Here is a 24,061-nt window from a genome sequence, read left to right on the forward strand (position 1 = left end):
TCAGCTATTTTCTCTTCTAATAGTATCAATTTAATATTCTACAATTAATCTAAAGCTCTAACTCCCCGTGATAGCCATCTAATTCAAAAGAATTGGGATGTATATTTTTACATGCATCTAAACCTATTATATTAATCATATTAGTATTATTATCAATACCATTTAAAGTAGTACGAATATCTTCCAAGTATTTAGATGATTCAGGCGAATCATTACCTCCAATTATTCGTACTTTTATTAAATCTTGTTCTATCAATTCATTCTGATTAAAGTCAGTAATTAATTGCTCTAACTGTTGTGAATTAATATTTCTAGCTAATGCTATTTTATTTCATTTTACGGAAAAGAAACTACAGGCAATCTCTTCATTTAAATCTTTAGTATAAATTACTAAATCATCATTTATATCAAAAATTTTATATTCTTGTGAGTTAATTTCAATTTGCATAGTTTATTTACTTTGTTGATTATTTTTGTGTAAAGCAATATTTTTATTGGGAAGAGTATAGCTAGGTGCAGCTATTTTTGTCTTAGTACTTATATTTTTTTAATATCTTATCACTTGTTAAGTTTAATTTTGGTTCATTTTTTGTTTTATTACTACTAAAAATATTTATGAACAAATCTTTTATTTTTTGTACACTTTTTTGTATCCAGGATTTTTTAATATTACTATCTTGTTGGTAGGTAGAATGAGTAAGTGCTAATGTTTTATTAATTTCTGAACGTACACTTTCCAACGGATTTAAATTGTTAGATAATAAATAATCAGTTTTAGCTATTAAATTATTTACAATTTTTGTTTGTTCTTGATCCTTTAGATTCAATTCGTGAACTCGATTATTAATATTTTTAGTTACTACATTTTTTACTAATTTTGGATTAGTTTTTTGAATTTCCTCTGCTACTTTAGTAAGTGGTCTTGATATTTGATTAGATTGCCATGTGTCCATAGAATTAGGATTTTGATTAGATCCTAATAAATATTGCTGAATAATATGTTTTTGTTGGATTTCATTTAAAGAGCGATTAGGTATATTTTTATTTTTAGTGAAATCAAAAGCTTTATAAAGTACAGGAGTATTACTTCCTATACTTAAATGTACTTGTCTAGCAGTGGTTGTTTTATCCTCTCTATCCGGAACAGTTACCTGTTATTGGATCAAATATAATTCCTAATGGGGCTCCCTTGTCTTCTATATCTGCAGATTTTATATTTACGTTAAAGTGGTTAGTTAATTCTTGTGTTACTTTACGAATATTACCATCTGATGCCGAAATTGATACTGCAGATCTATCACGCCCTCCTACTAAATAAGCTTCTAATTGAGTATTAGGAGGAAAGTTGCTTATTACATCATGTGTTAAAGAACCAGCATCAGTAAATCTGTCAACATGGGCTAATGCAGTTTTTTTAGTTAATGGATCATGTAAAATTACAGCAACGCATTGTTGAATGTTATCAGTGCCTATCTTTTCTTTATCAGAAAAACCAACTTTATGCTGTTCCACACGAACAGCTTCATAATCAACTATACCTTGCTGTAATTAGTAAGCATATGCATACTGCGCTATTGAAGTTTTTTTACGGTTTTGAGTTTTATAAGCAGCTCCTAAAGCTAATCTTGCCATTAATTCTTTAGCTTGGCTAATGTTCCTTGTGGTTGATGTGCAGTGACTAATTCTTTAGTATGAATTTTCGACATTATAATATTGTTTTGCTTCAAAAGAATTCTCTATGCTATCTTGAAATTGTTGAATAGCATTATCAAACAGTCCTAGCTGTTGATAGCTACGTCCTATCATAGTATTAATATAGGAAAGTAGGAAAGAAAATTACTGTCAGTTTGACCTATAGCAATTTGTTCAGCTTGTTGTAGTTGTTTAAGAGCAACAAGATGATTATCTATATAATTTTAATCCTTCATTATACAAAAAGCTGCTTGATTATGATCAATTTGCTCCTTTGTACTTAATGGTTTTGGATTAAGATTACTAATATATTCAGGAAAACTTGAAGGCAACTCGCCTAATTTTTTAATTAGTCCGGTGATATTACCTTGAACTGGCTTCCCATTAATAAGCATAGATTTATAATAGTTTAATTAATTTATATTTTTATATAAAACTCTGTTATTTAATAAAAATCAAGCATTAGCTAATACTTAGCTACAAAATAATTATCTCTTGACACTAGGGGAGTATTGCTTTATATTCTTTATCTATTGTATATACTGGATGAACTTCAAAATTGGCTACGTCGTTCTACAAGATCTGCGGTGCTCACTTGTTAAGTATAAGCTCCGCTTCTCGGCGTGTGAACTCTTAGCTCTTTTTGAAGTTGATCTTCGTATATGACTCTTCATTTACTTGAAGTATATTTTATAAGTTTTAAGGTATTTAGCTTATGTCTCGTAAGTGCGAACTCACAGGTGTGGGTGTTTTATACGGCAACAATGTATCACATTCTCAGCGTAAAACTAGAAGACGTTTTGAACCTAACCTAAGATCGGTTAAGTTTACAAGTGATATAACAGCCGGGGAATATAGATTATCGGTTAATGCTAGATGTATTAGTTCAGTGGAAAAAGCCGGGGTTTTGATGCATATATTCTAAAAGCCGATGATAATGTTTTATCAAGTAACGCTAGAGCTATTAAGAAAAAAATAATTCAGACTAAAACAGCAAAATCATTATGAAAAGCGGTATACATCCAGAATATAAAAAGTTTTTGATTAAAGTAGGAAGCGATGTTTTTGAAACAATGTCTACTCATCCTACAGGTGAAATTTTAATGGATGTTGATTTTAGAAAGCATCCGGCATGGAATAAAGATTCCGGAAATGTAGTAAATCAATCGAACAAAAGTGTTAGTGATTTTAATAAAAGATTCTCAGGTCTTTCTTTCGGTAGTAAGAAAGAAGCTAGCTAGGCTTTGTTTGTGGATAACAAATCGTCATTGCGAGGAAATTGCATAGCAATTGATGAAGCAATCCAGTAAACAATTTTGATTTATAGAATTTTTTTATTATTTTTTCTGGGTTGCCGTGCAGTCTACGACTACTCGGTATTTACGCAAGAATGACACTAACAACAAAATATAACACAGATAAATCGTCAATTCTCAATTATTGCGGGGTGGAGCAGCTCGGTAGCTCGTCAGGCTCATAACCTGAAGGTCGTTGGTTCAAATCCAGCCCCCGCTACCATATTTTTTAATGTCATGCTAGCTCACTTATAGCGTTATTGAAGTCTGCTGATGCCATTCCTAACTCAGTGTTGTTGCATGGTTTGGTTTTCCTGTCATTGCGAGAAGGCATTATTGCGTGGTTCGGTAAAATTCGCTGTGTTACCCCGTGGCTTGACCACGGGGTCCATAAAAACAATAAAAAATACTAATATAGTATTTTTAACTGGATCCCGTGGTCAAGCCACGGGGTAACACAGCGAATTTTACCGAACCACGCAATAATGCCTTCTCGCAATGACGACTTGGTATTCACGCAGGCAATGCCTTACATCCAATACGAAAGCAAATTATGACTACTCAGAAAATAGTGCCTACAAAATCAACTGATGGCAGTAAGCTTTTTCGTCATCAAGCTAAATTTGTAGCCGGTGCTATGAATATAAATCAAATCCCCAATTTTTCATTACCGGAAATTGCTTTTGTCGGTAAGTCAAATGTCGGCAAATCAAGCCTAATAAACACGATATGTAGTAATAAAAATCTTGCTAAAGTTTCTAATACTCCAGGGCGTACTAGGCAAATCAATTTCTTTAACCTTGCAGATAAACTTATTATAGTTGACCTTCCCGGTTATGGTTTTGCTAATGTTCCTATATCAGTCAAAGAGCAGTGGGGAGTGTTAATTAGTTATTATTTACGAAATAGTTATAATTTAAGGTTAGTTAACTTATTGATTGATTCAAGAAGGGGTATAAAAGAAAATGATAAGAAAGTAGCTGATCTATTACTTGCAAATAAAAGAGAATTTCAAATTATTTTCACAAAATCCGATAAAGTTACGGATCATAAAAACCTTCACGATGAAGCACAGAATTTTCTTGCAACTTTAAACTACTCATGTAATGTTATGTATGTAAGCAATAGGAGTAAAGAAGGTGCAAGAGAACTTAAAGCTAGTTTGGCAAAATGCATCAAACCTCAAAAATAAAGAGGTAGATAGTATTTCTTCATTAAATAACATTGCTATAATTAAGAATATAATAAAGTGTAGTAGTGAGTTGAAGAATCAAGCAATAGTTCTAAAATTACCTGCTACTATTATTATTGACGATAAATTATTTACGGCTTTTATTGAATCTGTTAGATTGCTTGAGATGTGCGGTGCTAAAATATATATAGTACATGATCATATTGATTTACGAAGTTCGTCTTTAATATCACAAATAGATGAAAAGTTTAGTCAAAAAATTAGTAAAATAAGCGACTATAGTTCTCTAAATAATCCTATTATTATGGAAATTTTATCCAGTTACGTTAACAAGCTTATAGTAACAAAGTTAAGTAGTATAGGTTGTTATGCAGTTGGTATTTCAGGTAAGGATGCTAATTTACTGCAAGCAAAAAAATCAAAACTATCTTACCGAAAAATTGTAAATCATGATGTTATAAATATTGGTTTTTTAAGCGAGCCTATTATGATTAATCCAGAAATTTTATTAAATTTTGCAGATAATAATATTATATCCGTGATAGCACCGTTTGCGAGCGACGATCAGGAGAAAACGCATTTATTAAATGTTAACTTAACGTTAGCAACAATTGCTACTGCATTAAGTACAGAACATTTAATATTGCCATATGAGATATTACAGGTATCCGAGACGTTTCCGTATAATATAAAAATACGAGATATTAACTTGTTGAAATCAATGTTAGATGATAGTAATAATTTCATCGAAGAAGCATTAATTAAGATAGCAGTTAATGCCCTTGAAAATAATAATGGTTACGTACATTTTGTGAATAGTGAAGCACCGAATTCAATATTGTCAACTATGTTTGATATTAATATAAATTAATAGAGGTTTTTTATGGCAGGAGCATTAGCATCCGATCCTTTATTTGTAGGGTTAACTAGACCGCCGATGATATTTGGAGTAAGTATTAAGTTTGCTGCATTAAATATGATAATGACGATGATAGTATTTATTTGGAATAACGGCATTATGGTTTTATTCATTGCAGCTGCTTTGCATTTGGTAGCTTATATTATATGTTTTAAAGAACCGAGATTCATAGAGCTATATTTAAATAAAATGTCAAGAACTAGCCAATGTCCTAATAAATTTTACTACGGAGCAAATTCGTATAATATTTGAGTTTTATGTCATTCCCGCCTTACGCGGGAATGACATAAAAAGAGGTATAACTGACAAAATAAATCAAAATAGTTAAATCAGGTGAGGTAATGAAATTATTTAGAACTAGAGCCGCTAAAGAATTAAGGTCTAAACAAGAAAGACCCACTTCGCATTTTATTCCTTATAAATGTCATTGGGATAGTAATACTATTTTAACAAAAGATAATTCTTTATTACAAGTTATTAAAATAAATGGATTTTCTTTTGAAACTGCTGATGATGAAGATCTAGACATTAAAAAGAATATCAGAAATGCCTTACTTAAAAATATGGTCTCGGGAAATGTCGTTATGTATTTCCATACTATTAGAAGACGTAAAGCAGTAATATTTGATGATACGGAATTTACTTATGATCCTACCGTAAAAGTCCCTAATGATTTTATTACTTATTTAGGTGCAGAATGGCGTAAGAAACATGCTGGGGCTAGGTCGTTTTTTAATGAATTATATGTTAGTATTTTATATAAGCCTGATACTGGCGGTGTTGCTATAGTTGAGTATTTTCTAAAGAAGCTTAGACAGAAATCTAATAAAACCGCTTGGGAAAACGACATGAAAGAGATGAAAGAAAATCTTCAAGAAATGTCAACTAGAGTGATTAATACATTCAGAAGTTACGGAGCAAGATTACTTGGAGTTCGTCAAACGCAGTCAGGTAGTTATTGTGAAATTTTAGAATTCCTTTCATCTTTAATCAATTGCGGCGATTCACCGGGTCCTATAGCATTACCGCGTGGTACTATTGACGAGTATTTACCGACTCATCGCTTATTTTTTGATTCTCGTACTATTGAAGCAAGAAGTCCGCTTGGCAAGAAATATGCTGGAATGATCAGTATACTTGAATACGGTCCTAATACTTCGGCAGGAATTTTTGACGGATTCCTGCAAATGCCTTTTGAATTTGTTATGACGCAAAGCTTTGTCTTTGTTAATAGAACAGTAGCGATCGGTAAAATGCAATTACAGCAAAATAGAATGATACAATCCGGTGATAAAGCTACTTCACAAATTGTTGAAATTAATACGGCCCTTGATATGGCCACCAGCGGTGATATCGCTTTCGGTGAGCATCATTTATCGCTTTTATGTTCCGCAAATAATATTAAAGCTTTGGAAGATATATTGTCAATGGCAGCAGTTGAGCTTTCTAATTCAGGAATTCAGCCGGTTAGAGAAAAAGTTAACATGGAACCTAGCTATTGGGGACAGTTGCCGGGAAATATGGATTATATAGTGCGTAAATCCACTATAAATACTCTTAATATGGCTAGCTTTGCCTCACAACATAATTATTCGCTCGGTAAAATTAGAGATAACCATTGGGGAGAATATGTCACAGTACTTGATACTACTTCAGGTACACCGTTTTATTTTAATTTCCATGTAAGGGATGTTGGACATACTCTCATTATCGGTCCAACCGGTGCCGGTAAAACAGTTCTTATGAATTTCTTATGTGCTGAAGCACAAAAATTCAAACCTCGTATGTTCTTTTTTGATAAAGATCGAGGAGCAGAAATATTTATACGTGCTTTAAACGGAGTTTATACAGTAATTGATCCGGGTTTAAAATGCAACTTTAACCCTTTACAGCTTGAAGATACTAGTGAGAATAGAACGTTTATTTTAGAGTGGCTTCGTGTGCTTGTAACTTCTAACGGTGAAAGTTTAACTGCACAAGATAATAAAATCTTATCTCAAGCGGTAAGCGGTAATTTTAGATTAGCAAAACGAGATAGAAGGCTTAGTAATGTTATAGCATTTCTTGGTATTGATACACCAAATAGTTTGGCAAGTAGGATTGCAATGTGGGTTGGTAAAGGTTCACACGCTAAGATATTTGACAATGAAATAGATGATATTGATTTACAGAAAGTAAGAGTATTCGGTTTTGATATGACTGAATTACTTAAAGATCCTGTAAGTCTTGCACCGGTATTACTATATATTTTCCATCGTATTAATATCTCTTTAGATGGGCAGAAAACTATGATAGTACTTGATGAAGCATGGGCTTTAATCGATAATCCGGTATTTGCACCTAAGATCAAAGATTGGTTAAAAGTGTTGAGAAAATTAAATACTTTTGTTATATTTGCTACGCAGAGTGTCGAAGATGCTGCAAAAAGTAGAATTAGTGATACGTTGATTCAACAAACAGCTACGCAGATTTTTTTACCTAATTTGAAAGCTACGGATATTTATCGTAGTGCATTTATGTTAAGTCAACGAGAATATATTTTAATTAAAACTACCGACCCTACTACACGTTATTTTTTAATAAAACAAGGAATAGATGCCGTAGTGGCAAAAGTTAGCTTAGATGGTATGGATAACATAATCAGTGTTTTATCCGGTAGAGTTGAGACTGTAATATTGCTCGATCAAATTAGAGAGAAACACGGCAATGATCCGGATAAATGGTTACCTATATTTTATGCAGCAGTTAAAACATTATAAATGCCTGTCTGTCATCCCACGGCTTGACCACGGGATCTTGTCTCACAGACTGTATTCTGAGATCTCGTGGACAAGCCACGGGATGACATTTTTACAATGCGAGGCAAGTAACTAGTTATGAAATTATTTCCTCGTAGTATACTTATAACATTAGTATTAAGCTTTGCCCTAAATTTAGGGATAGTTACTAAAACTCATGCTAAAGATACTCTTGATAGCATCGTAGATATTTTGAGTGGCTTAACTTGCGAAACCCAAGGCGTAGGCGATTTGCTGCGTACTGAATTTTCTCATACATGTATTGTTGCTCCGTTCTTTACTTTTGCGGTAATGAATCTTGTCTCTCCCGTTTTATACATGAATACGTTTTTAAAGCTTAAAATAAACGACAGTGATTTATTTAACGATAGTAACTTTGGGAATTTTCCCGAGGTCAATGTACTCGTGAAAACAGAATTGATCCTAAAAATCCAGAATTACGCTTTGCTTTATGTAATAATGCTAAATTAATTGTATCTCGGGCAAAATCTGTTGCAGAATCGGCACTTGCTATTGCTAAAGCCGTCTTAACAGGGAGCGACCCTTGGGATGATATAAAGACAGCGTGGGCAAATAAAAAAAAGGAATATCATGTTCCATATGTTGGTAAGCCGGTGAGGATGGTTTTGCATTTGATTTAGGCTTTCCTGTAATATATTGGAAAGTTATTCAAGATAAAGATAGAATATGCGTATCGACAAAAGGATTTACAGGAGACGTTCCCGTTGGCTGTAAATATATGAAAGAGCCGTTTCCAAAATCCATGTATAATAGCTTTATGGATGTAGCAGATAAGGATTTTATTGAGGATCCAAATAAAACTCCTACCGATCCTTTAGCTTTAGTTTCCTGTAGTGCAGCGGGTGATGGATGTTATCAAAAAGCTTATAATGCTTCAAAAACTGCAGTAGTCATGACTTCTCCTCTTATAGAATGTATGAGGCAAATGATTGCTAGATTACTAATTAGTAAAGATGTTTGTAGTTTTGATAATGTAAGCCAAGTGGTTAATTTGGTTTCAAGGCAAGATAGTGTATTCTTTCAGTTTCAAGTAGGAATGTATAAAATAGTTACGGCTTTTCTAACTTTATATGTTATGTTTTTTGGCTTTAAACTATTACTTGCAGGTGAAGTGCCGCCAAAAAGTGAGTATATAAATTTTATATTGAAAATGATATTCGTAACTTATTTTTCAATAGGAATTAATATAACCCCTGGTAATGGTTCTCCGTATGACCGGTTAGACGGCATGATTCAGTGGGCGTTTCCTTTCTTACTTGACGGTATAAACGGTTTAGCAAGTTGGGTTATGAATGCTGCTCCGTCCGGTTTATGTAAATTTAACAATCTTTCTTATGACGGTACTGTTTCTTATATTGCATTATGGGATGCATTAGATTGTAGGGTAGCTCATTATTTAGGGCTTGATATATTATCTACGTTACTTGTCGAAAATGCTTATCGCAGTCATGATTTTTTAAATTTTGATTTCTTTAGTTTTAGTGCTCCACCATATATTTATTTGCTAATTCCGGCGATAATCTCCGGTAATATGATGTTGGTGTCACTCGCTCTTTCTTATCCGTTACTTGTGATTTCGGTTGCTGCCTTTATGGTTAATGCAACGATTATGTGTATGATATCTATAGTAATACTCGGTATTTTGGCTCCTCTTTTTGTACCTATGTTTTTATTCGCATATACAAGAAATTATTTTGAGAGCTGGGTTAAACTAATGATCTCGTTCTTGCTACAACCTATGGTGGTAGTTACTTTTATGATCACGATGTTTTCGGTATATGATTATGGTTTCTACGGTAAATGTCAATATAAGAGCAAGTTAATTCACAATAGTATAGAAGACAAAATTCAAGGTGGCATTACTTCTAAGAGGGATGTTTTAATATTTTACATTAATAATGATTGGGATGATACGTCACAGTATCCTGATAAAGATGCCGTAGAAAGCTGTCAAAATAGTTTAGGTTATATGTTAAATAATCCTATTACCACGGTATTTAACTTTACAAAAGATAGTGTAAGTGAAATTGTCGATAGTAAACCGGGTAATACCACTACCGATAAATTTCTTGCTAAATTCCAGTTTTTATCAGGAGTAGTTTTAGGGCCCGGAATGTTTTTCATGTCTCCAAAAGTGCTTTTTGAGAAAATTAAAAATATTTTGCTTGCGTTAGTTATGGCATGTTTTACATTGTATTTGATGTATAATGTTAGTAGTCAGCTAGCTGAATTTGCTGCAGATATGACGGAAGGAGTAGCTCTTAATAATGTTGCTATAAAACCGCAAGCAATATTTAAGGCAGCTATGGCAGTACTTGCTACTGCGGGTGCTGCAACTAAGGGGGGCGATCAGATAGCAAGTAGAGGAGGAGTTGGTGATTTAAAAGCTGGTCAAGGTGGAGGAGCAAGTGATTTAGAGGTAGGGAAAGGCGGACTACCAAATGATAATATTGCTGCAAGCGGAGGTACGTCGGCACCTGCGGTAACAACGCCGACAGCTTCGTCTTCTGTAGCAACTTCTAGCCCAAAAACTGTAAGTAGTGAAGCAAGATCAGATGTTGTTACTCCTCCTGCTCCTACAGAAGCTGTTTCACCACCGTCTGTTAGTATTAGAACTTCTATTTCTACACCTGCACCACGTGTTGGAAAAATCATAAGAGATAATAATCAAGAAAGTAAAAAAGAGATTGATAATACTCCGCCTTCACAGGAAAAAGTTGATAATGCAGCTCCACAAGAAAAAGTTGACAGCACAAGTAAAGGTACAGGAGTAATTGATTATAGTTTTAACTTAAAGGAACATGATAATCCGACAGGCGTGAAACAGATACGGGAAAATGCAGAGATTCGAGATAAACGTGTAAAAGTAGAAAAAGCATGGAATGAACTAGTAGCAAGTGGAGGAGGAAGAGTAAGAGAACAAGAAGGAGGAGAAATATCAGAACGACGTGCAAATGCTGAAAAGGCATGGGATGAGTTAGTAAAAAGCGGTGTAGTAACAGAAAAAAAAGATAATAGTTCTAATGAAAACTCTTAAAACCTTAAAGATATTTATTACAGTTTGTATAGCGTCTGTAAGCTTAGCTAGCTTTGCCGGCTTTGGAGAATCATGTTCTAGTTTACCGACTACTTCAGATGGGTATTTAGAAACGGACACGGCATATGGCTATATAATTCGTAATATTGATATGAAGGATCCGAGAGGTAATTGTAACTCAGTTGCGTCTAGTATAACGTTTTGTTTTAAAAATGTAGAAGGTAGTAGTAGCCCTTGCACCATGTATACTTTAAATGAAGGTGACTCTAAAAAGATTAGTGATTTAAGTACCGATGATAATCCTGATCTTGGAGCAAATCCTGTATTAAAGAATATCGTTTTAACGGTTAAAAAATGGGATAATGATCTATGTTTAGTTATGCCTACGTCAAGGGGACCGATGCCGGTAGCATGTAAATCTTTGAGTGCTACACCGACTCCACCTCCTTCTGAGGATGAGAATTGTAATATAGGAAAAAGTTGCTATACGGGAGCAAATTATAGTCAATCGTTAATTAATTTTTCCGGTCTTGCAGTTCAGTGTTTGAGTGAAACGCTTAATAAAATATTTTTTGTTGGAAAGAGTTGTAGTGCTCAAGATCAAAATTCTAGAATAACTAATCTTGCTGCTTTTTCTACGTTTCAAGGTTATTTAAAGAGAATTATAGGTGCGGCATTAATTCTTTATACTATGTTTTTTGCCTTTAATATGGCTCTAAATACAGAATATGCAAGTACTGAAAAAATAGCTCTTTTTGTAATAAAATTCTTATTTGTTGCTTATTTTTCTATCGGTCTTGGACCTTTAGATTTTAGCGGCGGTCAGCCGACAAAAGAAAACGGTATGTTAAAATATGGATTACCTCTTTTGACAGGAGCAGCACCGGACTTTGCACAGATGATCTTTAATGCAGCAGGTTCTAGAGGATTATGTCAATTTGATAATTCAAAGTATAAGGACGGTTATAAATTTTACGGTTTATGGGACGCGATTGATTGCCGTATAGGTTATTATTTTGGCTTGGATTTACTTTATAATATAGATAAGAATGGAGTGTTAGGGAATGTGGTCGGCAATGGTCCCCGTGGTAATAATACACCTATACCTAATTTTGATCCTGAAGGCAAAAATGACAGACCGAAGGATTTAAGTAAAGCAGGAGCACTTAGATTTTTTACCGTTATGTTTGGATTCTTTATGGCCGGAAATGTTATTATACTTGCAGCAGGTTTAGTATTTTCTGTAATATTTTTATCTATACTTTTATATTTTATTACGCATTATTTAGTTTGCATGATTACTATTTACGTTATGACATATATTTCTCCTATATTCATTCCTATGGCTCTATTTACTCGTACAAAAGCTTATTTTGACGGGTGGCTAAAAGTATGTATTTCATGTGCATTGCAGCCGGCAGTAGTAGCAGGTTTTATAGCTTTATTAATAACTATGTATGATTCCGCAATATTTAAAAATTGTGAATTCCTTAGATATGATTATGAAAAAGGGGATATTAGATTTAGTACTTTTGAGTTAAGGCTTCCTGTTGGCGGGGCAGATCAATGTCAGGAAAGTTTTGGATATAAAATGTTAGAATATTATGCAGGTAAAGGTTGGGAAGAGCATTTATTGATACTTTTTCCAATAAAATCAATTGTTAGAGATGTTGTATCTATTTTAGCAGAACTTTTATGCGTATTAGTATTTTCGGTTATTTTTTATTACTTCTCTAAATCTATAGGGCGATTTGCTTCTGATTTAACTAATGGTCCTAATATGGATGCAGTAACGGCAAGTCCCACTAAAATCGTTGGTTTAGTAAAGAAAGGAGCAGCTTTCCTTAAGGATGCTGCTATGGCTTCGCAAGGTAAGCCGCTGGTAGGAGATAAGCCGGGTGTTGGAGGTAAGCGTAAAGAGGGAGAGCAGCAAGGCGGGGATTTAGCAAGCGGTTCGGGTGGAGGTAAATGATAGAATATGCAGGGTAACTTATTAAAAGTTTTAGGAGTACTTGCTATAGTAGCAACGTTAGTTTGCTTTATTTTTGCAGCACTTGGTATGATAGGAGCAGTAAAAGTCGGTGACAGCTGCTACATGAGATATGCGTCGGACGGTCAAGGAGGAGTGGATTCAATAACCGATACTATAACCCTTAATGCTAATGCTAATTATGTAAACACTACTAAGATGTTGTCCGACGGCACGACTCTGCTTGTTCCTGATCCTACTCGTTACGGTGAATGGCTAAATACTCAGGTGCTAGTAGAAAACAGCCAACCGGTGAATTTACAAGTGGTCGGTCAGGTTAGTTTGTGTTTAGCTTATATACCGAAAGATAATTTACAACGTACAGGGGCTGGATCTAATTTAGACGATAACGGTCAAATGATCCCGATTCCTCGTATTAACGATACAAATAATCCACCTGTCTCTCTAATAATGGATGCAAAAAATAATGAATGGCGTAATATTGCCGAATTATACGCCAATGATAGAGTTTTAGTTTCCGTATCTCCTAATTTTGCCAATACGGATGCGACAGTTAAAGATGCTTTTAAAGGTGCTGAAGTTACGCAAGATTGTTCAGAGAATAAAACTACTTATAATCCAATTTGTGGAAAATATTCTGTTTATTCAGGTAAGTATGTCAATGCTTGCGAGTTAAAAGAGAAGTATTGGAATTGTCAAGTCACATGGAGGTGCCCTAAATGGTATGAGCAAATAGGTTGCGACTGGGGAGAATTGGGCTGTGTTAAGGCTTGTCCAAAGATACCAGAATGTACAACGAAATGTATGGCTTGGGTTAATATAACGAGACCAGCACCAGAAAACTACCTAGATGATGAGAGTTTTACATTTTCGTGGTCTGACAACACAGGTAAATTATTTATCGACTATTCAGCCCTTCAATGTTCTTATAATGCTAATATTCCTCCAGTTGATCAATGTCCTGATCGTGTTCACGATCGTCGTACAAAAGATAAAGATTATATTGGAGGTGTACATTGTACTTCGGGCATATGTAGCGATGGAGATTTTCAAAAGAATCGGAGATTTTGGTATACGGCGGACGGTAAAGGAGGCAAAGGACCAACTGGATTAATATATCAAATGAATGATGCGGGTTCTGTAAGTCAAGCTCTGCCTTCTAAGCTAGAATTTGCTAAATTTGTTGCAGATACAGATCAACCGCCTGACTATAAAGATAAAGACGGTAAATATTTATATAAAGTTATATATAATATACCTTTTAACAGTAATATTGCAAAAAGTTATTTACAATATAGGCTGTGGTCGCCTACCTCACAAGATAGTAGTAAGAATACGGGAGGATACGTTTTAAATATTAAACAGACTAAATGCTATAGAGAAAACGGTAATAGTTTTAACGATACTTTTGATGATCGAGGACGAGTGCAATACATCATAGTAAAGCCTTCGGAAAACCCGAATACTAGCGGTAAAACCTATTCACCTCAAGGAATTAGCGTTGATAGTGAAGGTAAATATAGCTTTAACGCAAATGAGGCGGGTTATATATGGATGAAAATTCTAAATGATCCTGGTAATAATTTAAGGGACTATAAAGATAGTGAAGGTAGCTATAAAGTACATTTCTCAACATCCTTAAAAGTAGGAAGTTTTACTATTAAAGTAATGAATCCGTTACTTCAGTTATTTAAAACTAAAGTGCAAGGGGCTGCTACTTCTATTTTTAAAAATATGGTATGTTATAAAGCTAATGATAGTTCGTCCTGTACTAACTTTTTTACCTATATTAAAGCAATTTTAATTCTGTATGTGATGACTTACGGAGCAATGTTTTTACTTGGTTTTGCTAAGATAAACCAAAAAGAGCTAGTAATTAGAATAGCAAAAATCGGGGTAGTTAGCGGACTGATGAACGGTAATACCTTTGAATTTTTCAATAACTATCTTTTTGATGCAATTACCAATTTTTCAGACTCAATTATTGCTAATATGAGTGGATATAGTTTGTTTACTTCTACTAATACTATTTCTAATCCTTTCATGTTTTTAGATGCAGTAATGAGTAAAATATTTTTTAGTCAAACCTTTATCGCTCAATTACTTGCACTTCTTTCTCTTGGGCTTAGCGGTATTATATATTTTATAATTACTTTTATTGCGGTTTGTATAGTAATTATTACGGCGCTTAGAGCTGTTGCCGTTTATATTATGGCATTTATGGCAACTTGTATATTAATCGGTATAGCCCCTTTATTTATTAGTTTCTTATTATTTGATTTTACTAGGTATTTATTTGATAATTGGGTGAGGTTTACGATCCGCTATATGATGGAACCGGTAGTTATGATGGCAGGTATTATAGTGCTAACACAACTATTTACCATTTATCTAGATTTTGTTTTAGGTTATAGCGTGTGTTGGAAATGTGCTTTACCGATAAAAATTCCGTTTATCGGTACTATTTTACCTATTGCCTTGCTGAATGTACCTATCTTCTGTATTAATTGGTTTGCCCCTTGGGGAATGGATTATATGTCGGGTATGATGGGAGTAAATATGCAAAATATCGTAGCTCTAGTTATTATTGCTTACGGTATGTACGGTTATGTCGAATTTTCAGGACGTATGGTAGTAAAATTAACTAGTGCTGTTGGGCCTTCGGCTACTGAAATTGGTGGTAAAATGTCTCATGATGCAGGACAAAAAGCATTAAGTTCAATAGGAATGGATGATAAAACAAGACAAGGTATTACCGGCAGAGCGGAAGCACGATTAAAACAACGCAATAAGACATTAGATCAGGCTGAGAAAAATAGGAAAAATACGCCAAAAGAAGGGAGCGAGAAGACAAATGAAGAACCACCTAAACCTGAAACACCGAAATAGAGGGTGAATCGAAAATCGTCATTGCGAGGAAATTATGAAATAATTGACAAAGCAATCTCAGGAGTTATTTCATGAGATTGCCGCGCAGCCATACAGCTGCTCGCAATGACGGGTTTACTATTTAATACTATGGACAAGCCACGGTATGACGTGTTGGATAACAATTTAAAATTATGAAAATTCTTAAGAGTTTAGTTTTATTAGTTTTGTTTATGGCGATGCCAGCTAAAGCCGATGATGTTTTTTCATGGATGTCAACCAGTTTTGGCGGGTTAAAAAGCTTATTCGGTTGTTTAGAAGTGCCTGAATTTATAAGTTTTCAAGAGGGTAATATAGGAATTAGTTTATCTACAGCCGGACTTTGGCAATCAACAGGTAATACTGTTCAGAAAGGTAAATTGTTAAAAATAAATTGGTCTACTTCAGGTATTACTCTTGAACCTAGAAAATATCTAGTATTATATAGAATTGATCCAAGGTTTAGTATGCCGCAAGTTTTCATTAAAACTTATAATTATTCTAAATTACAATTTGAAGCTTTAGGATTTCCTCGTTTTGTTACGGACAATAACAGTGAAACACCGGGGACTATACCGCCTGATAAAGACCTTGATGCACTTTCATTTACTAAAATGTCTGATTTTGTTAAATATTTTAACTATTCTAACGGTAATTCGAGAATTGAAGTTAAGGCCGGCGATGTAGTAAATATTAGTTTAGTTGGTAAAGATAATTTTTTTAGCCCTAATACTCTAAAACTTCCTAATACCGTAGATAATATTTTAACACAGGAACTTGATAGCTCGATATTCGCTGCTTCTGCACTTTATACTCAAAGTAACCTTGGAGATTTTGATAATAGAATAATTTACTCTTCTGCAGAGCAGGTGTGTAATATGATAGATGAGGAAAGAAAAAGTGTATGTAGCGGCACGGGTACTGCTACAAAGTATAAAAATACCGATAATGGAGTAATAGTCGGTAAGCCTATGATAACGGGAGCGGTACAGTATTTTATGGGCTTAATTAAGGCTTGTCCTGCTAATGCCGGCATAAATACTAGCCCTGCTTGCTATTACGATCAAGGTAGAGGGATGATAATTAAAGTAGGCGGGCAGGTTATTAAGGGACAAGATCAGAGTTTTGTAAATTCAGGCAGTACTCAAAGTAGCTTTATATATTATCAAGCCACTAGCGGTGGTACTATGGATTTTACTAGCGATTGGCAAGTTAGTAACATGTTTAGTAATTCAGTTTTAATGAGTGATTGGAGCCGAAATTTTTCAAATTATGCTAGTTTTGTAGATTATATAAATAAGAATGATTGGTCAGCTAATTTTTTATATTTTGGTTGTTATTCGATGATTGTTGAAATAGGTAATGGGGCAAATTTAATTAATCCTGATGATCAACAAAATATAAAGTTAGAATATTTAATAACGTCTGATGGTACATTACCTGATCCATCTGTTCGTGGTATGCCGGTAGATTATAACTTTGCGACTGATGCCCCGCAAGATGGATATTTATGGTTAAGGGTGGTAAATCCTAATAGTAATATACAAGGGGTAGTTAGTGTAAATTATGCTAATTATACCGGTACAACTTGGTTTTCTGATATAATATATAACGGTGCTATTAAACCTATTACCGATCAGTTTAGAACTTTTAGTCAAAACTTTTATATTAAGTTAGTTAAAAATTCTGCAGTGCAGAATTTAGTTAAAACTGCATTAACCCTTTATGTTACTATATTTGGGTTAATGTTCGTTACAGGAGCATTAAAATTAACTGCCGTAGAAGTAATAACACGTATATGCAAAATAGCTATAGTAGCTTTTTTAATTAGAGAAGAAAGTTGGAGCTTCTTTAATACATACTTCTTTAGTGCATTTACTGACGGTATTGATTTCTTTGTAACTAACGTAGTAGGTGCTACAAGCTCTAGATCTAATATTTTTGGTTTTATTGATCCTATATTTGATAAATATACTAACGGTAGGATTTGGGGATTACTATTTATTGAATTATTACAAATACATAATGGTTTAGCATTTATCGCTATTATAACCATTTATTCACTTATTACTTATTTTAGAGCTATTTTAGAAGTTATAATAGGTTATGTGATTGCATTCATAGGGGTAACTGTTATGATTTCATTGGCACCGTTTTTTATAATATTAATGTTATTTGAAAAAACTAAAAGTTTATTTGATAATTGGATATCGACATTGCTTAGCTATGTAGTGCAGCCGACAATATTATTGATTTTCTTTTTATTGATAGATCAGGTTTTATCTGAGCAGCTTTTAAAAGTGGTAGTTAGAGCCTGTTGGGATACTCTTATACCAATAAAAATAGGGCTTGATTTAACACATCTTGGTATTCCGATTCAGTTCTCTTTTACATTACCGTTCTTACCCGGAATACCTTTCTATGTACCGGATGTTCCAGAAATTAGTAGCTCGAATATTCTAACGAACAATGCTAATACTTTCTTAGTATTATTTACTACGGCTTTATTATTTTATTCATATTGCTTGATGTCATATAGTTTAGTAACTTTTGTAAATATAGTAGTTGGAATGCTTACAAATGTTACACCGGCACGAATATCAGGAAATTATCAAGAACGTTCTGATCCTGTGGGAGCCGTTATGCAGGATATAGATTCAGTAACAAAACCGATTAAAAAGGCTGCAATGGCTCCGGCTAGAGTTTTCAAAGACAAGATAATTGATCAAAATTATAAAGCTAGAAAACCGGAAGTAGGTGGTGAATTTACAAATAAATTTCTTGCTGAGCGTAATGATGTGAAGAAAGAGGAAGGAGAGAAGAAAGAATAATTGTAAATATTTTCAACGTCATTGCGAGGAAATTGCATAGCAATTGACAAAGCAATCTCAGGAATTTAGTACTGCTTCATGAGATTGCCACGCTCCCTATGGTCGCTCGCAATGACATTGAAATTAAGACATATGGAAATAACACATAATAAATGAACAAAAATATTTTTATTACATTATTAATATCGCTATTGCTGCTTTCCGGTTGTACCGGCGATACTTGTATTGACCCTGATGATTTCGGTTTTATCAAATTCAATGTCTCTGCTAGATATGATCCGGAAGAAATTACTTCAAGACAGGAAGGTAATCAGGTAGCACCATGGCGTGATAGTGCTTATAAAGTAAACGGCTATCCTTTAACCATTATGGTAAGACCGTGGAGTTATATACTTGGCGATAAAAATACTTCAGGTCAGTTATCTGCATGGTGTCCATGGTATGGTCAAAAAAATAACACAACTACTTTGGCTGCTTTTTGCGTTAAGCTACAACCGTGTACTTTTTGGGATAATACTAGACTTGATATGTGTACTCCTAATCCCGCAAATCAAAATGATGCAATGATTAGTAATGCTCCATGTATAATGACAAACGGTGTCGGGCTTTATTTTCTTATTGCCGCTAAAAATACCGATCCCAATATTTCACCGGACTCACAGAGTAAACCGCAAGGTATAACTCAGCATTTAGGAGAGGAGCTTACTTCGGGCTATGAATTTTATAGTACTAGTAGTACAGGACAATTCTTGGAAGCCGGCGGTATAAATTATCAATATAAAGGTGAAGATAAGTCAAAATATGCTCAATCTCCTCTTTATTTTAAGATTATAGATAAATTTTATAATGATAATAGCGGGCAATATAGATTAGTAATAAAGTCTGGAGTTACTGATACTAGACCCGATCCGCTACAATTTTTAACGGATTTAATAAAAGGAGTATTATTTGGTAAGGATGGGATTATAAAGAAAACTTATCAACAAATAATTGATACGTCGGGTTATAGGATGAGTGTCTCGGCTATTTTAACTCTATACATAATGTTTACAGGTTTTTCCTTTTTAATAGGTAATATAAACCTTACTCATGTCGAACTTATAGTTAGAATATTAAAAGTTAGTATAGTCTCAATATTATTAAGTACTGATAAAGCTTGGACATTTTTTCATGATTATTTATTCGTATTTTTTATTGATGGGGTTCAGCAAATACTGCAAATAATTAATGAAGCTTCGGCTACCGGTCCCGGTTCTCAAAGCTTGCTTGGGTTACTTATTTCTCCTCAAACTTTATCTAAATTATTTTCTTTACTATTTGTTGATTGGCTTGGTTTTATATATATCATTCTATATTTAATAGCCTTATATTTTATTTTCTTTCTTATATTTAAAGCTACTATTATCTATCTAACCGCTCTTATAACTATCGGTATGATTATAATTATGGGACCGATATTTATTTGTTTCATGTTGTTTAATATAACTCGTTCGTTATTTGAGAATTGGTTAAGACAATTAATATCATATGCATTACAGCCTATAATTTTATTTACCGGTATCGCTTTTATTTCAATGATCATCAGAACCGAAATATATTCAACGCTTGGTTTTGCAGTATGTAAACATGATTTTCCTAATTTAGGTCCGATAAATGAAATATTTGGTAGCTTCCTTGAGGATATAGATCCAAGCCTGGGTCATTCAATATTTTATTGGTGGTTCCCAGTACCGATGAAAGGCGGTATAAATAATTTCCACAAAGCAAATATATTAGTTCCTAAAGATCATATAATAGTAGATGATTCTTGTAAGAATGACCCTGATAAATGTAAGCATTGTGCTGCGTATGAGTGTATAGATGAACGCTATATTGAATTACCGTTTTTAGATTTAGTTAAAGATGCAAAAAGAATTAGTAATTTTATAAATGGGAAATTTGTCCAACTTGACGGGATATTACTAATTTTTGTGTCTATTTATTTGCTAAGTAAATTTAACGATACTGCTATATCGACGGTACAATTTATTGCCGGTACTTCAGGTAATTTAACAGAAATACAAAAAGTTAATCAGCAATCTTATGAATCTGCAGCGAAACAAATGAATAGACCGCTAAATTATGTGGCTAAGACGGTAAGTGCACCTGTAACTAGCCGTGTAAGTGCAGGGAAAGAGCAAGTTCGTATGTTTTTTGCCGAGAAATTTGAAAATATGATGATGGGAAGGCTTGAAAAGCAAGCTCTCGGTTCTTCAGCAAATAAAACCGTACAAAATGAGGTTAAGAGAAAATACGGTATAGATTCTAAAGATGTAAAAATGAATGCTATTACGGATTATGAAAACGGTATTGCAGGATTATTAAAGAATTTACCTAAGGGGAATGAATTAAAAGCAAAAGAACTATCGCAAATGAAGTTTACTCAGCTTCGAGATAAAATTGCTGCAAATAAATATGGAGTGAAAGATTACGCTGCTTTAAGTAAAGAACAAAAAGCTGAGCTTGATAAGTCATTAAAAGATGCTAACTTACGTGAACTCGCTAGCGATGCAAACTTTACTAGAGATTATCAAGATGCTTATAAAAATGCTCACCAAGAAATGTCCGGGCGAGGTGTTGGTCTGTTCGGTAAGAATATAGGAGTGCTTAGAAGTTGGCAAGAGATAAAGCATCGTGTTGATACAAAACGTAGATTAAAAGAAGAAAAGCGTGTAGGTATAGGCGAAAAAATATATGCAGGTTATACAGGAATAAAAAGAGGAGCTTTAACTGCAATAGTCGGTAAAGATTTACGTGATGCTTATGAGGGTAATCTAACCAGTGCCGAATGGCATGATTTTGAATATAACGATCCAAGGCTTAGAACTTATAGCGAAAAATTAAAAGATGATGAAAAAGCACGAGAACATGAAGAGCTCCAAATGCATATTAATAAGGAGGCGCTAGCTGTTCAAGCAGATATATTATCACCGGAATATCTAGCAAGACTAGAAAAAGCAGGTAGACATAGTGATGTGGAATATTATCAAGAATTAGCTCAAAGAAAGCTTATTCATGAGGTGCATGGTAGGTTATTTGAGGAAGGTGAACCGGTAATGATGGGCGACAGATTTATGCGTGAGAAAGCTACTGATTCTCAGATGCGCGATATGATAGATAACGCTCATAGAAAATATGCAGAATTTATAGATGGAGATCGATATATTCGTCGCCAAGAGCATTATGATATTATGCACGAGAAAGCCCAGGAAAATTTAGAGCAAACTTATAAAGAGCTTAAAGATCATTTCAAAAGAGATGATATCAAGATCGAAGAAATGCCGGCATTAATAGCACAAAAAGTTAAAGATACCGCCGAGGGAGCTGAAATAGACCAAAAGATTACAGAAGAGCTTAATAACTTTAATGCTGATGTTAAAAATTATGAATATAGTACTGAAGTATTAAATAAAATAGAGGATAGAAAGCAAGCCATTACCGATGAAGTCAATGCTCAGATCGATAAGATTAATAAATATAGAGAAAATGCCAAAATGCAAACCTATGTAAAGCCTATAGTAAACGAGGGTAGAAAGCTAAGAAAATTAGAAGATCATTTAAGAAATATGAAGTAGAATAACTAATAATTGTTTTTTTAAACAATTACAGTATATAGAATATGTAAAAACAAACATATTGATGAACGATCAAACTAAAAATGGTTCTGAAGAACTCAAGTATTTATCATCAGATAAAAGCTTAAAACCGCAAAAAGTTGGGAAGAACTATTTACAGAACTAAGCTCAAATCCTACTAATGATTTTTTTCTGAAGGAAGAGAAGATTCTCCACCGCAAGAACGAAATTGGAAATTATTTAAATGATTGATATGTAGCTCTTATGTAATTCCTGCGAAAGCAGGAATCCAGAAAAATAACTTCAATATTGATACAGAAGTTACATATTTGATAAAATAAGCATATAAAAAACAAGTTTTTTTATGCTTGACTGGATTCTCGTTTCTGCGGGAATGACATTATAAGGGTATTTTCCAAACTACGCAACAATGCCTACACGGAATTCGAATATACACTGTTGCGTTAATAGCATTTAAGAAATGCCCGCTAAAAACAATAATTAGTTTTCCCTTTATTAATTAACTTATATACGATCTAATTAAGTTAGTGATTAATTTATTAAGGGGTTTATGAAGAAGCAACATATAATAAACGAGACTTTTTTAGATGCCATTCTAGCTAAGAAATTAGGTACTACTTATACTCCTCCAAAAGAAATCAACGATCCTGACTGTGATGAAGCAGCAAAGCATTTCATCGATCTATTACTTAGAGCCGACGCCTTTAAGCCTGTTAAAACTGCAGTAGTTCATCCGATCGATACAGAATCATTACTTGGTGCAGTTAGAGCGGCACAATTTAATGTAATAAAACCGGTCTTGATTGGTCCACAACATAAAATTGAATCAGTAGCAAAAGTTAATAATGTCGATCTTGAGGATTATCAAGTAATTAATGTTGAGCATAGCCACGAAGCAGCAAAAAAAGCCGTAGAGCTTGCGAAGAAAAGGGAAGTTGCGGCTATTATGCCAAGGGGGCGCTTCATACTGATAAGCTTATGTCTGTGGTAGTTTATAAGGAGAATGGACTCTACGTACTGAACGTCGTATAAGCCATGCTTTCTTAATGGCAGTTGCTACATTTCCAAAACCGTTCATTATTACCGATGCTGCTATTAATATTCGTCCTACTCTAGAAGATAAGCGTGATATAGTGCAGAATGCTATTGATTTAATGCATATGATCAGAGAAGACACGCAGGTTAGAGTTGCGGTATTATCGGTAGTTGAGACGGTAACTTCTGCAATCCCTACAACCCTTGATGCTACTGCTTTATCGCAAATGGTAGATAGAGGGCAAATTACGAATGCTATAGTTGACGGACCGCTTGCGTTTGATAATGCTATTTCTTTATTTGCTGCAGAAGCAAAATGCATTAGCTCTTCAGTTTCAGGAAATGCTGATATATTAGTAGTACCTGATCTTGAATCAGGCAATATGCTTGCAAAGCAGCTAAAATATTTGGGTCAAGCGGTTATGGCGGGTATCGTTCTTGGAGCCCGTGTGCCTATTATTTTAACAAGTAGAGCCGATCCTATGGATATGCGTATTATTTCCTGTGTACTTGCTTCATTTATTTATAATCACACTAAGGCGAAGCTACATATCCAAGCAGGTAAATAATGAAAAATGTTATTTTAATAGCTAATGCCGGCTCATCTAGTTTGAAAATTTCTATTTTTGAAATTCAGAATGAAAAAGTTAAGGATAAAATTTATAATATTTTTTTAGAAAAAATGATAATAAAATATTATTTCATATAA

General features: G+C 33.9%; 13 protein-coding genes, 1 tRNA gene and 4 pseudogenes. 14 read left to right on the top strand and 4 right to left on the bottom strand.

Annotated features, from left to right (window positions below; all coding sequences use genetic code 11):
- Positions 1 to 49: 49 nt before the first annotated feature.
- The 4 genes and pseudogenes from ACSFFC_RS03125 to ACSFFC_RS03140 form a co-directional block, all read right to left on the bottom strand.
- The gene (locus ACSFFC_RS03125; protein ID WP_499217219.1) at positions 50 to 256 is read right to left on the bottom strand and encodes a hypothetical protein; all 207 of its coding nucleotides are present in this window, start codon (positions 254 to 256) and stop codon (positions 50 to 52) included.
- 274 nt (positions 257 to 530) lie between these two features.
- Positions 531 to 953, bottom strand: coding sequence for a hypothetical protein (locus ACSFFC_RS03130; protein WP_014410347.1), 423 nt, complete (start codon positions 951 to 953; stop codon positions 531 to 533).
- A gap of 181 nt (positions 954 to 1,134) precedes the next feature.
- Positions 1,135 to 1,632, bottom strand: a pseudogene (locus ACSFFC_RS03135) (hypothetical protein).
- Between the two features lie 284 nt (positions 1,633 to 1,916).
- The gene (locus ACSFFC_RS03140; RefSeq protein ID WP_014410348.1) at positions 1,917 to 2,087 is read right to left on the bottom strand and encodes a hypothetical protein; all 171 of its coding nucleotides are present in this window, start codon (positions 2,085 to 2,087) and stop codon (positions 1,917 to 1,919) included.
- A gap of 320 nt (positions 2,088 to 2,407) precedes the next feature.
- Here ACSFFC_RS03140 and rpmB point away from each other — a divergent pair.
- The 14 genes and pseudogenes from rpmB to ACSFFC_RS03210 all read left to right on the top strand — a co-directional run bounded on the left by rpmB (position 2,408) and on the right by ACSFFC_RS03210 (position 24,061).
- A pseudogene (gene rpmB / locus ACSFFC_RS03145) lies at positions 2,408 to 2,700 on the top strand (50S ribosomal protein L28).
- Complete coding sequence (rpmE, locus tag ACSFFC_RS03150) at positions 2,697 to 2,933, top strand: 50S ribosomal protein L31 (protein ID WP_004996719.1); 237 nt, start codon at positions 2,697 to 2,699, stop codon at positions 2,931 to 2,933. The pseudogene rpmB and the gene rpmE overlap by 4 nt, the downstream one beginning before the upstream one ends.
- Before the next feature lie 200 nt (positions 2,934 to 3,133).
- A tRNA-Met gene (locus tag ACSFFC_RS03155) sits at positions 3,134 to 3,210 on the top strand.
- A gap of 330 nt (positions 3,211 to 3,540) precedes the next feature.
- Entirely contained in the window at positions 3,541 to 4,179 is a 639-nt protein-coding gene (gene yihA, locus ACSFFC_RS03160) for a ribosome biogenesis GTP-binding protein YihA/YsxC (protein ID WP_012719386.1), read from the top strand.
- The gene (locus ACSFFC_RS03165) at positions 4,127 to 5,050 is read left to right on the top strand and encodes an amino acid kinase family protein (RefSeq protein WP_014410349.1); all 924 of its coding nucleotides are present in this window, start codon (positions 4,127 to 4,129) and stop codon (positions 5,048 to 5,050) included. The genes yihA and ACSFFC_RS03165 overlap by 53 nt, the downstream gene beginning before the upstream one ends.
- Before the next feature lie 12 nt (positions 5,051 to 5,062).
- Positions 5,063 to 5,350 (top strand): type IV secretion system protein VirB3, encoded by a 288-nt coding sequence (locus tag ACSFFC_RS03170; RefSeq protein WP_014410350.1) that lies wholly within the window; start codon positions 5,063 to 5,065, stop codon positions 5,348 to 5,350.
- 89 nt (positions 5,351 to 5,439) lie between these two features.
- Positions 5,440 to 7,857: a VirB4 family type IV secretion/conjugal transfer ATPase gene (locus ACSFFC_RS03175; protein WP_014410351.1), complete on the top strand. Its 2,418-nt coding sequence runs from the start codon at positions 5,440 to 5,442 to the stop codon at positions 7,855 to 7,857.
- A 117-nt stretch (positions 7,858 to 7,974) separates the two neighbouring features.
- A pseudogene (locus ACSFFC_RS03180) lies at positions 7,975 to 10,954 on the top strand (TrbL/VirB6 family protein).
- A complete protein-coding gene (locus tag ACSFFC_RS03185; protein ID WP_014410353.1) occupies positions 10,941 to 12,926 on the top strand; it encodes a TrbL/VirB6 family protein in 1,986 nt (661 codons plus the stop codon). Before ACSFFC_RS03180 ends, ACSFFC_RS03185 begins: the two are co-directional and overlap by 14 nt.
- A gap of 6 nt (positions 12,927 to 12,932) precedes the next feature.
- Positions 12,933 to 15,833: a TrbL/VirB6 family protein gene (locus ACSFFC_RS03190; RefSeq protein WP_014410354.1), complete on the top strand. Its 2,901-nt coding sequence runs from the start codon at positions 12,933 to 12,935 to the stop codon at positions 15,831 to 15,833.
- Between the two features lie 173 nt (positions 15,834 to 16,006).
- Positions 16,007 to 18,682 (top strand): TrbL/VirB6 family protein, encoded by a 2,676-nt coding sequence (locus ACSFFC_RS03195; RefSeq protein WP_014410355.1) that lies wholly within the window; start codon positions 16,007 to 16,009, stop codon positions 18,680 to 18,682.
- A 152-nt stretch (positions 18,683 to 18,834) separates the two neighbouring features.
- Entirely contained in the window at positions 18,835 to 22,296 is a 3,462-nt protein-coding gene (locus ACSFFC_RS03200) for a type IV secretion system protein (RefSeq protein ID WP_014410356.1), read from the top strand.
- Between the two features lie 571 nt (positions 22,297 to 22,867).
- Positions 22,868 to 23,921, top strand: a pseudogene (locus tag ACSFFC_RS03205) (phosphate acetyltransferase).
- On the top strand, positions 23,921 to 24,061 hold the full coding sequence (locus ACSFFC_RS03210; RefSeq protein WP_410526324.1) for a hypothetical protein: 141 nt from the start codon (positions 23,921 to 23,923) through the stop codon (positions 24,059 to 24,061). Before ACSFFC_RS03205 ends, ACSFFC_RS03210 begins: the two are co-directional and overlap by 1 nt.

This window comes from Rickettsia parkeri (assembly GCF_051427245.1).
GTDB lineage: Bacteria > Pseudomonadota > Alphaproteobacteria > Rickettsiales > Rickettsiaceae > Rickettsia > Rickettsia rickettsii.

What these genes read in the sequence shown, in the direction of transcription:
- ACSFFC_RS03130 (WP_014410347.1), bottom strand. Translation starts at nt 953, where the DNA reads ATGGACACATGGCAATCTAATCAAATATCAAGACCACTTACTAAAGTA.
- ACSFFC_RS03140 (WP_014410348.1), bottom strand. Translation starts at nt 2,087, where the DNA reads ATGCTTATTAATGGGAAGCCAGTTCAAGGTAATATCACCGGACTAATT.
- rpmE (WP_004996719.1), top strand. Translation starts at nt 2,697, where the DNA reads ATGAAAAGCGGTATACATCCAGAATATAAAAAGTTTTTGATTAAAGTA.
- yihA (WP_012719386.1), top strand. Translation starts at nt 3,541, where the DNA reads ATGACTACTCAGAAAATAGTGCCTACAAAATCAACTGATGGCAGTAAG.
- ACSFFC_RS03170 (WP_014410350.1), top strand. Translation starts at nt 5,063, where the DNA reads ATGGCAGGAGCATTAGCATCCGATCCTTTATTTGTAGGGTTAACTAGA.
- ACSFFC_RS03175 (WP_014410351.1), top strand. Translation starts at nt 5,440, where the DNA reads ATGAAATTATTTAGAACTAGAGCCGCTAAAGAATTAAGGTCTAAACAA.
- ACSFFC_RS03185 (WP_014410353.1), top strand. Translation starts at nt 10,941, where the DNA reads ATGAAAACTCTTAAAACCTTAAAGATATTTATTACAGTTTGTATAGCG.
- ACSFFC_RS03190 (WP_014410354.1), top strand. Translation starts at nt 12,933, where the DNA reads ATGCAGGGTAACTTATTAAAAGTTTTAGGAGTACTTGCTATAGTAGCA.
- ACSFFC_RS03195 (WP_014410355.1), top strand. Translation starts at nt 16,007, where the DNA reads ATGAAAATTCTTAAGAGTTTAGTTTTATTAGTTTTGTTTATGGCGATG.
- ACSFFC_RS03200 (WP_014410356.1), top strand. Translation starts at nt 18,835, where the DNA reads ATGAACAAAAATATTTTTATTACATTATTAATATCGCTATTGCTGCTT.
- ACSFFC_RS03210 (WP_410526324.1), top strand. Translation starts at nt 23,921, where the DNA reads ATGAAAAATGTTATTTTAATAGCTAATGCCGGCTCATCTAGTTTGAAA.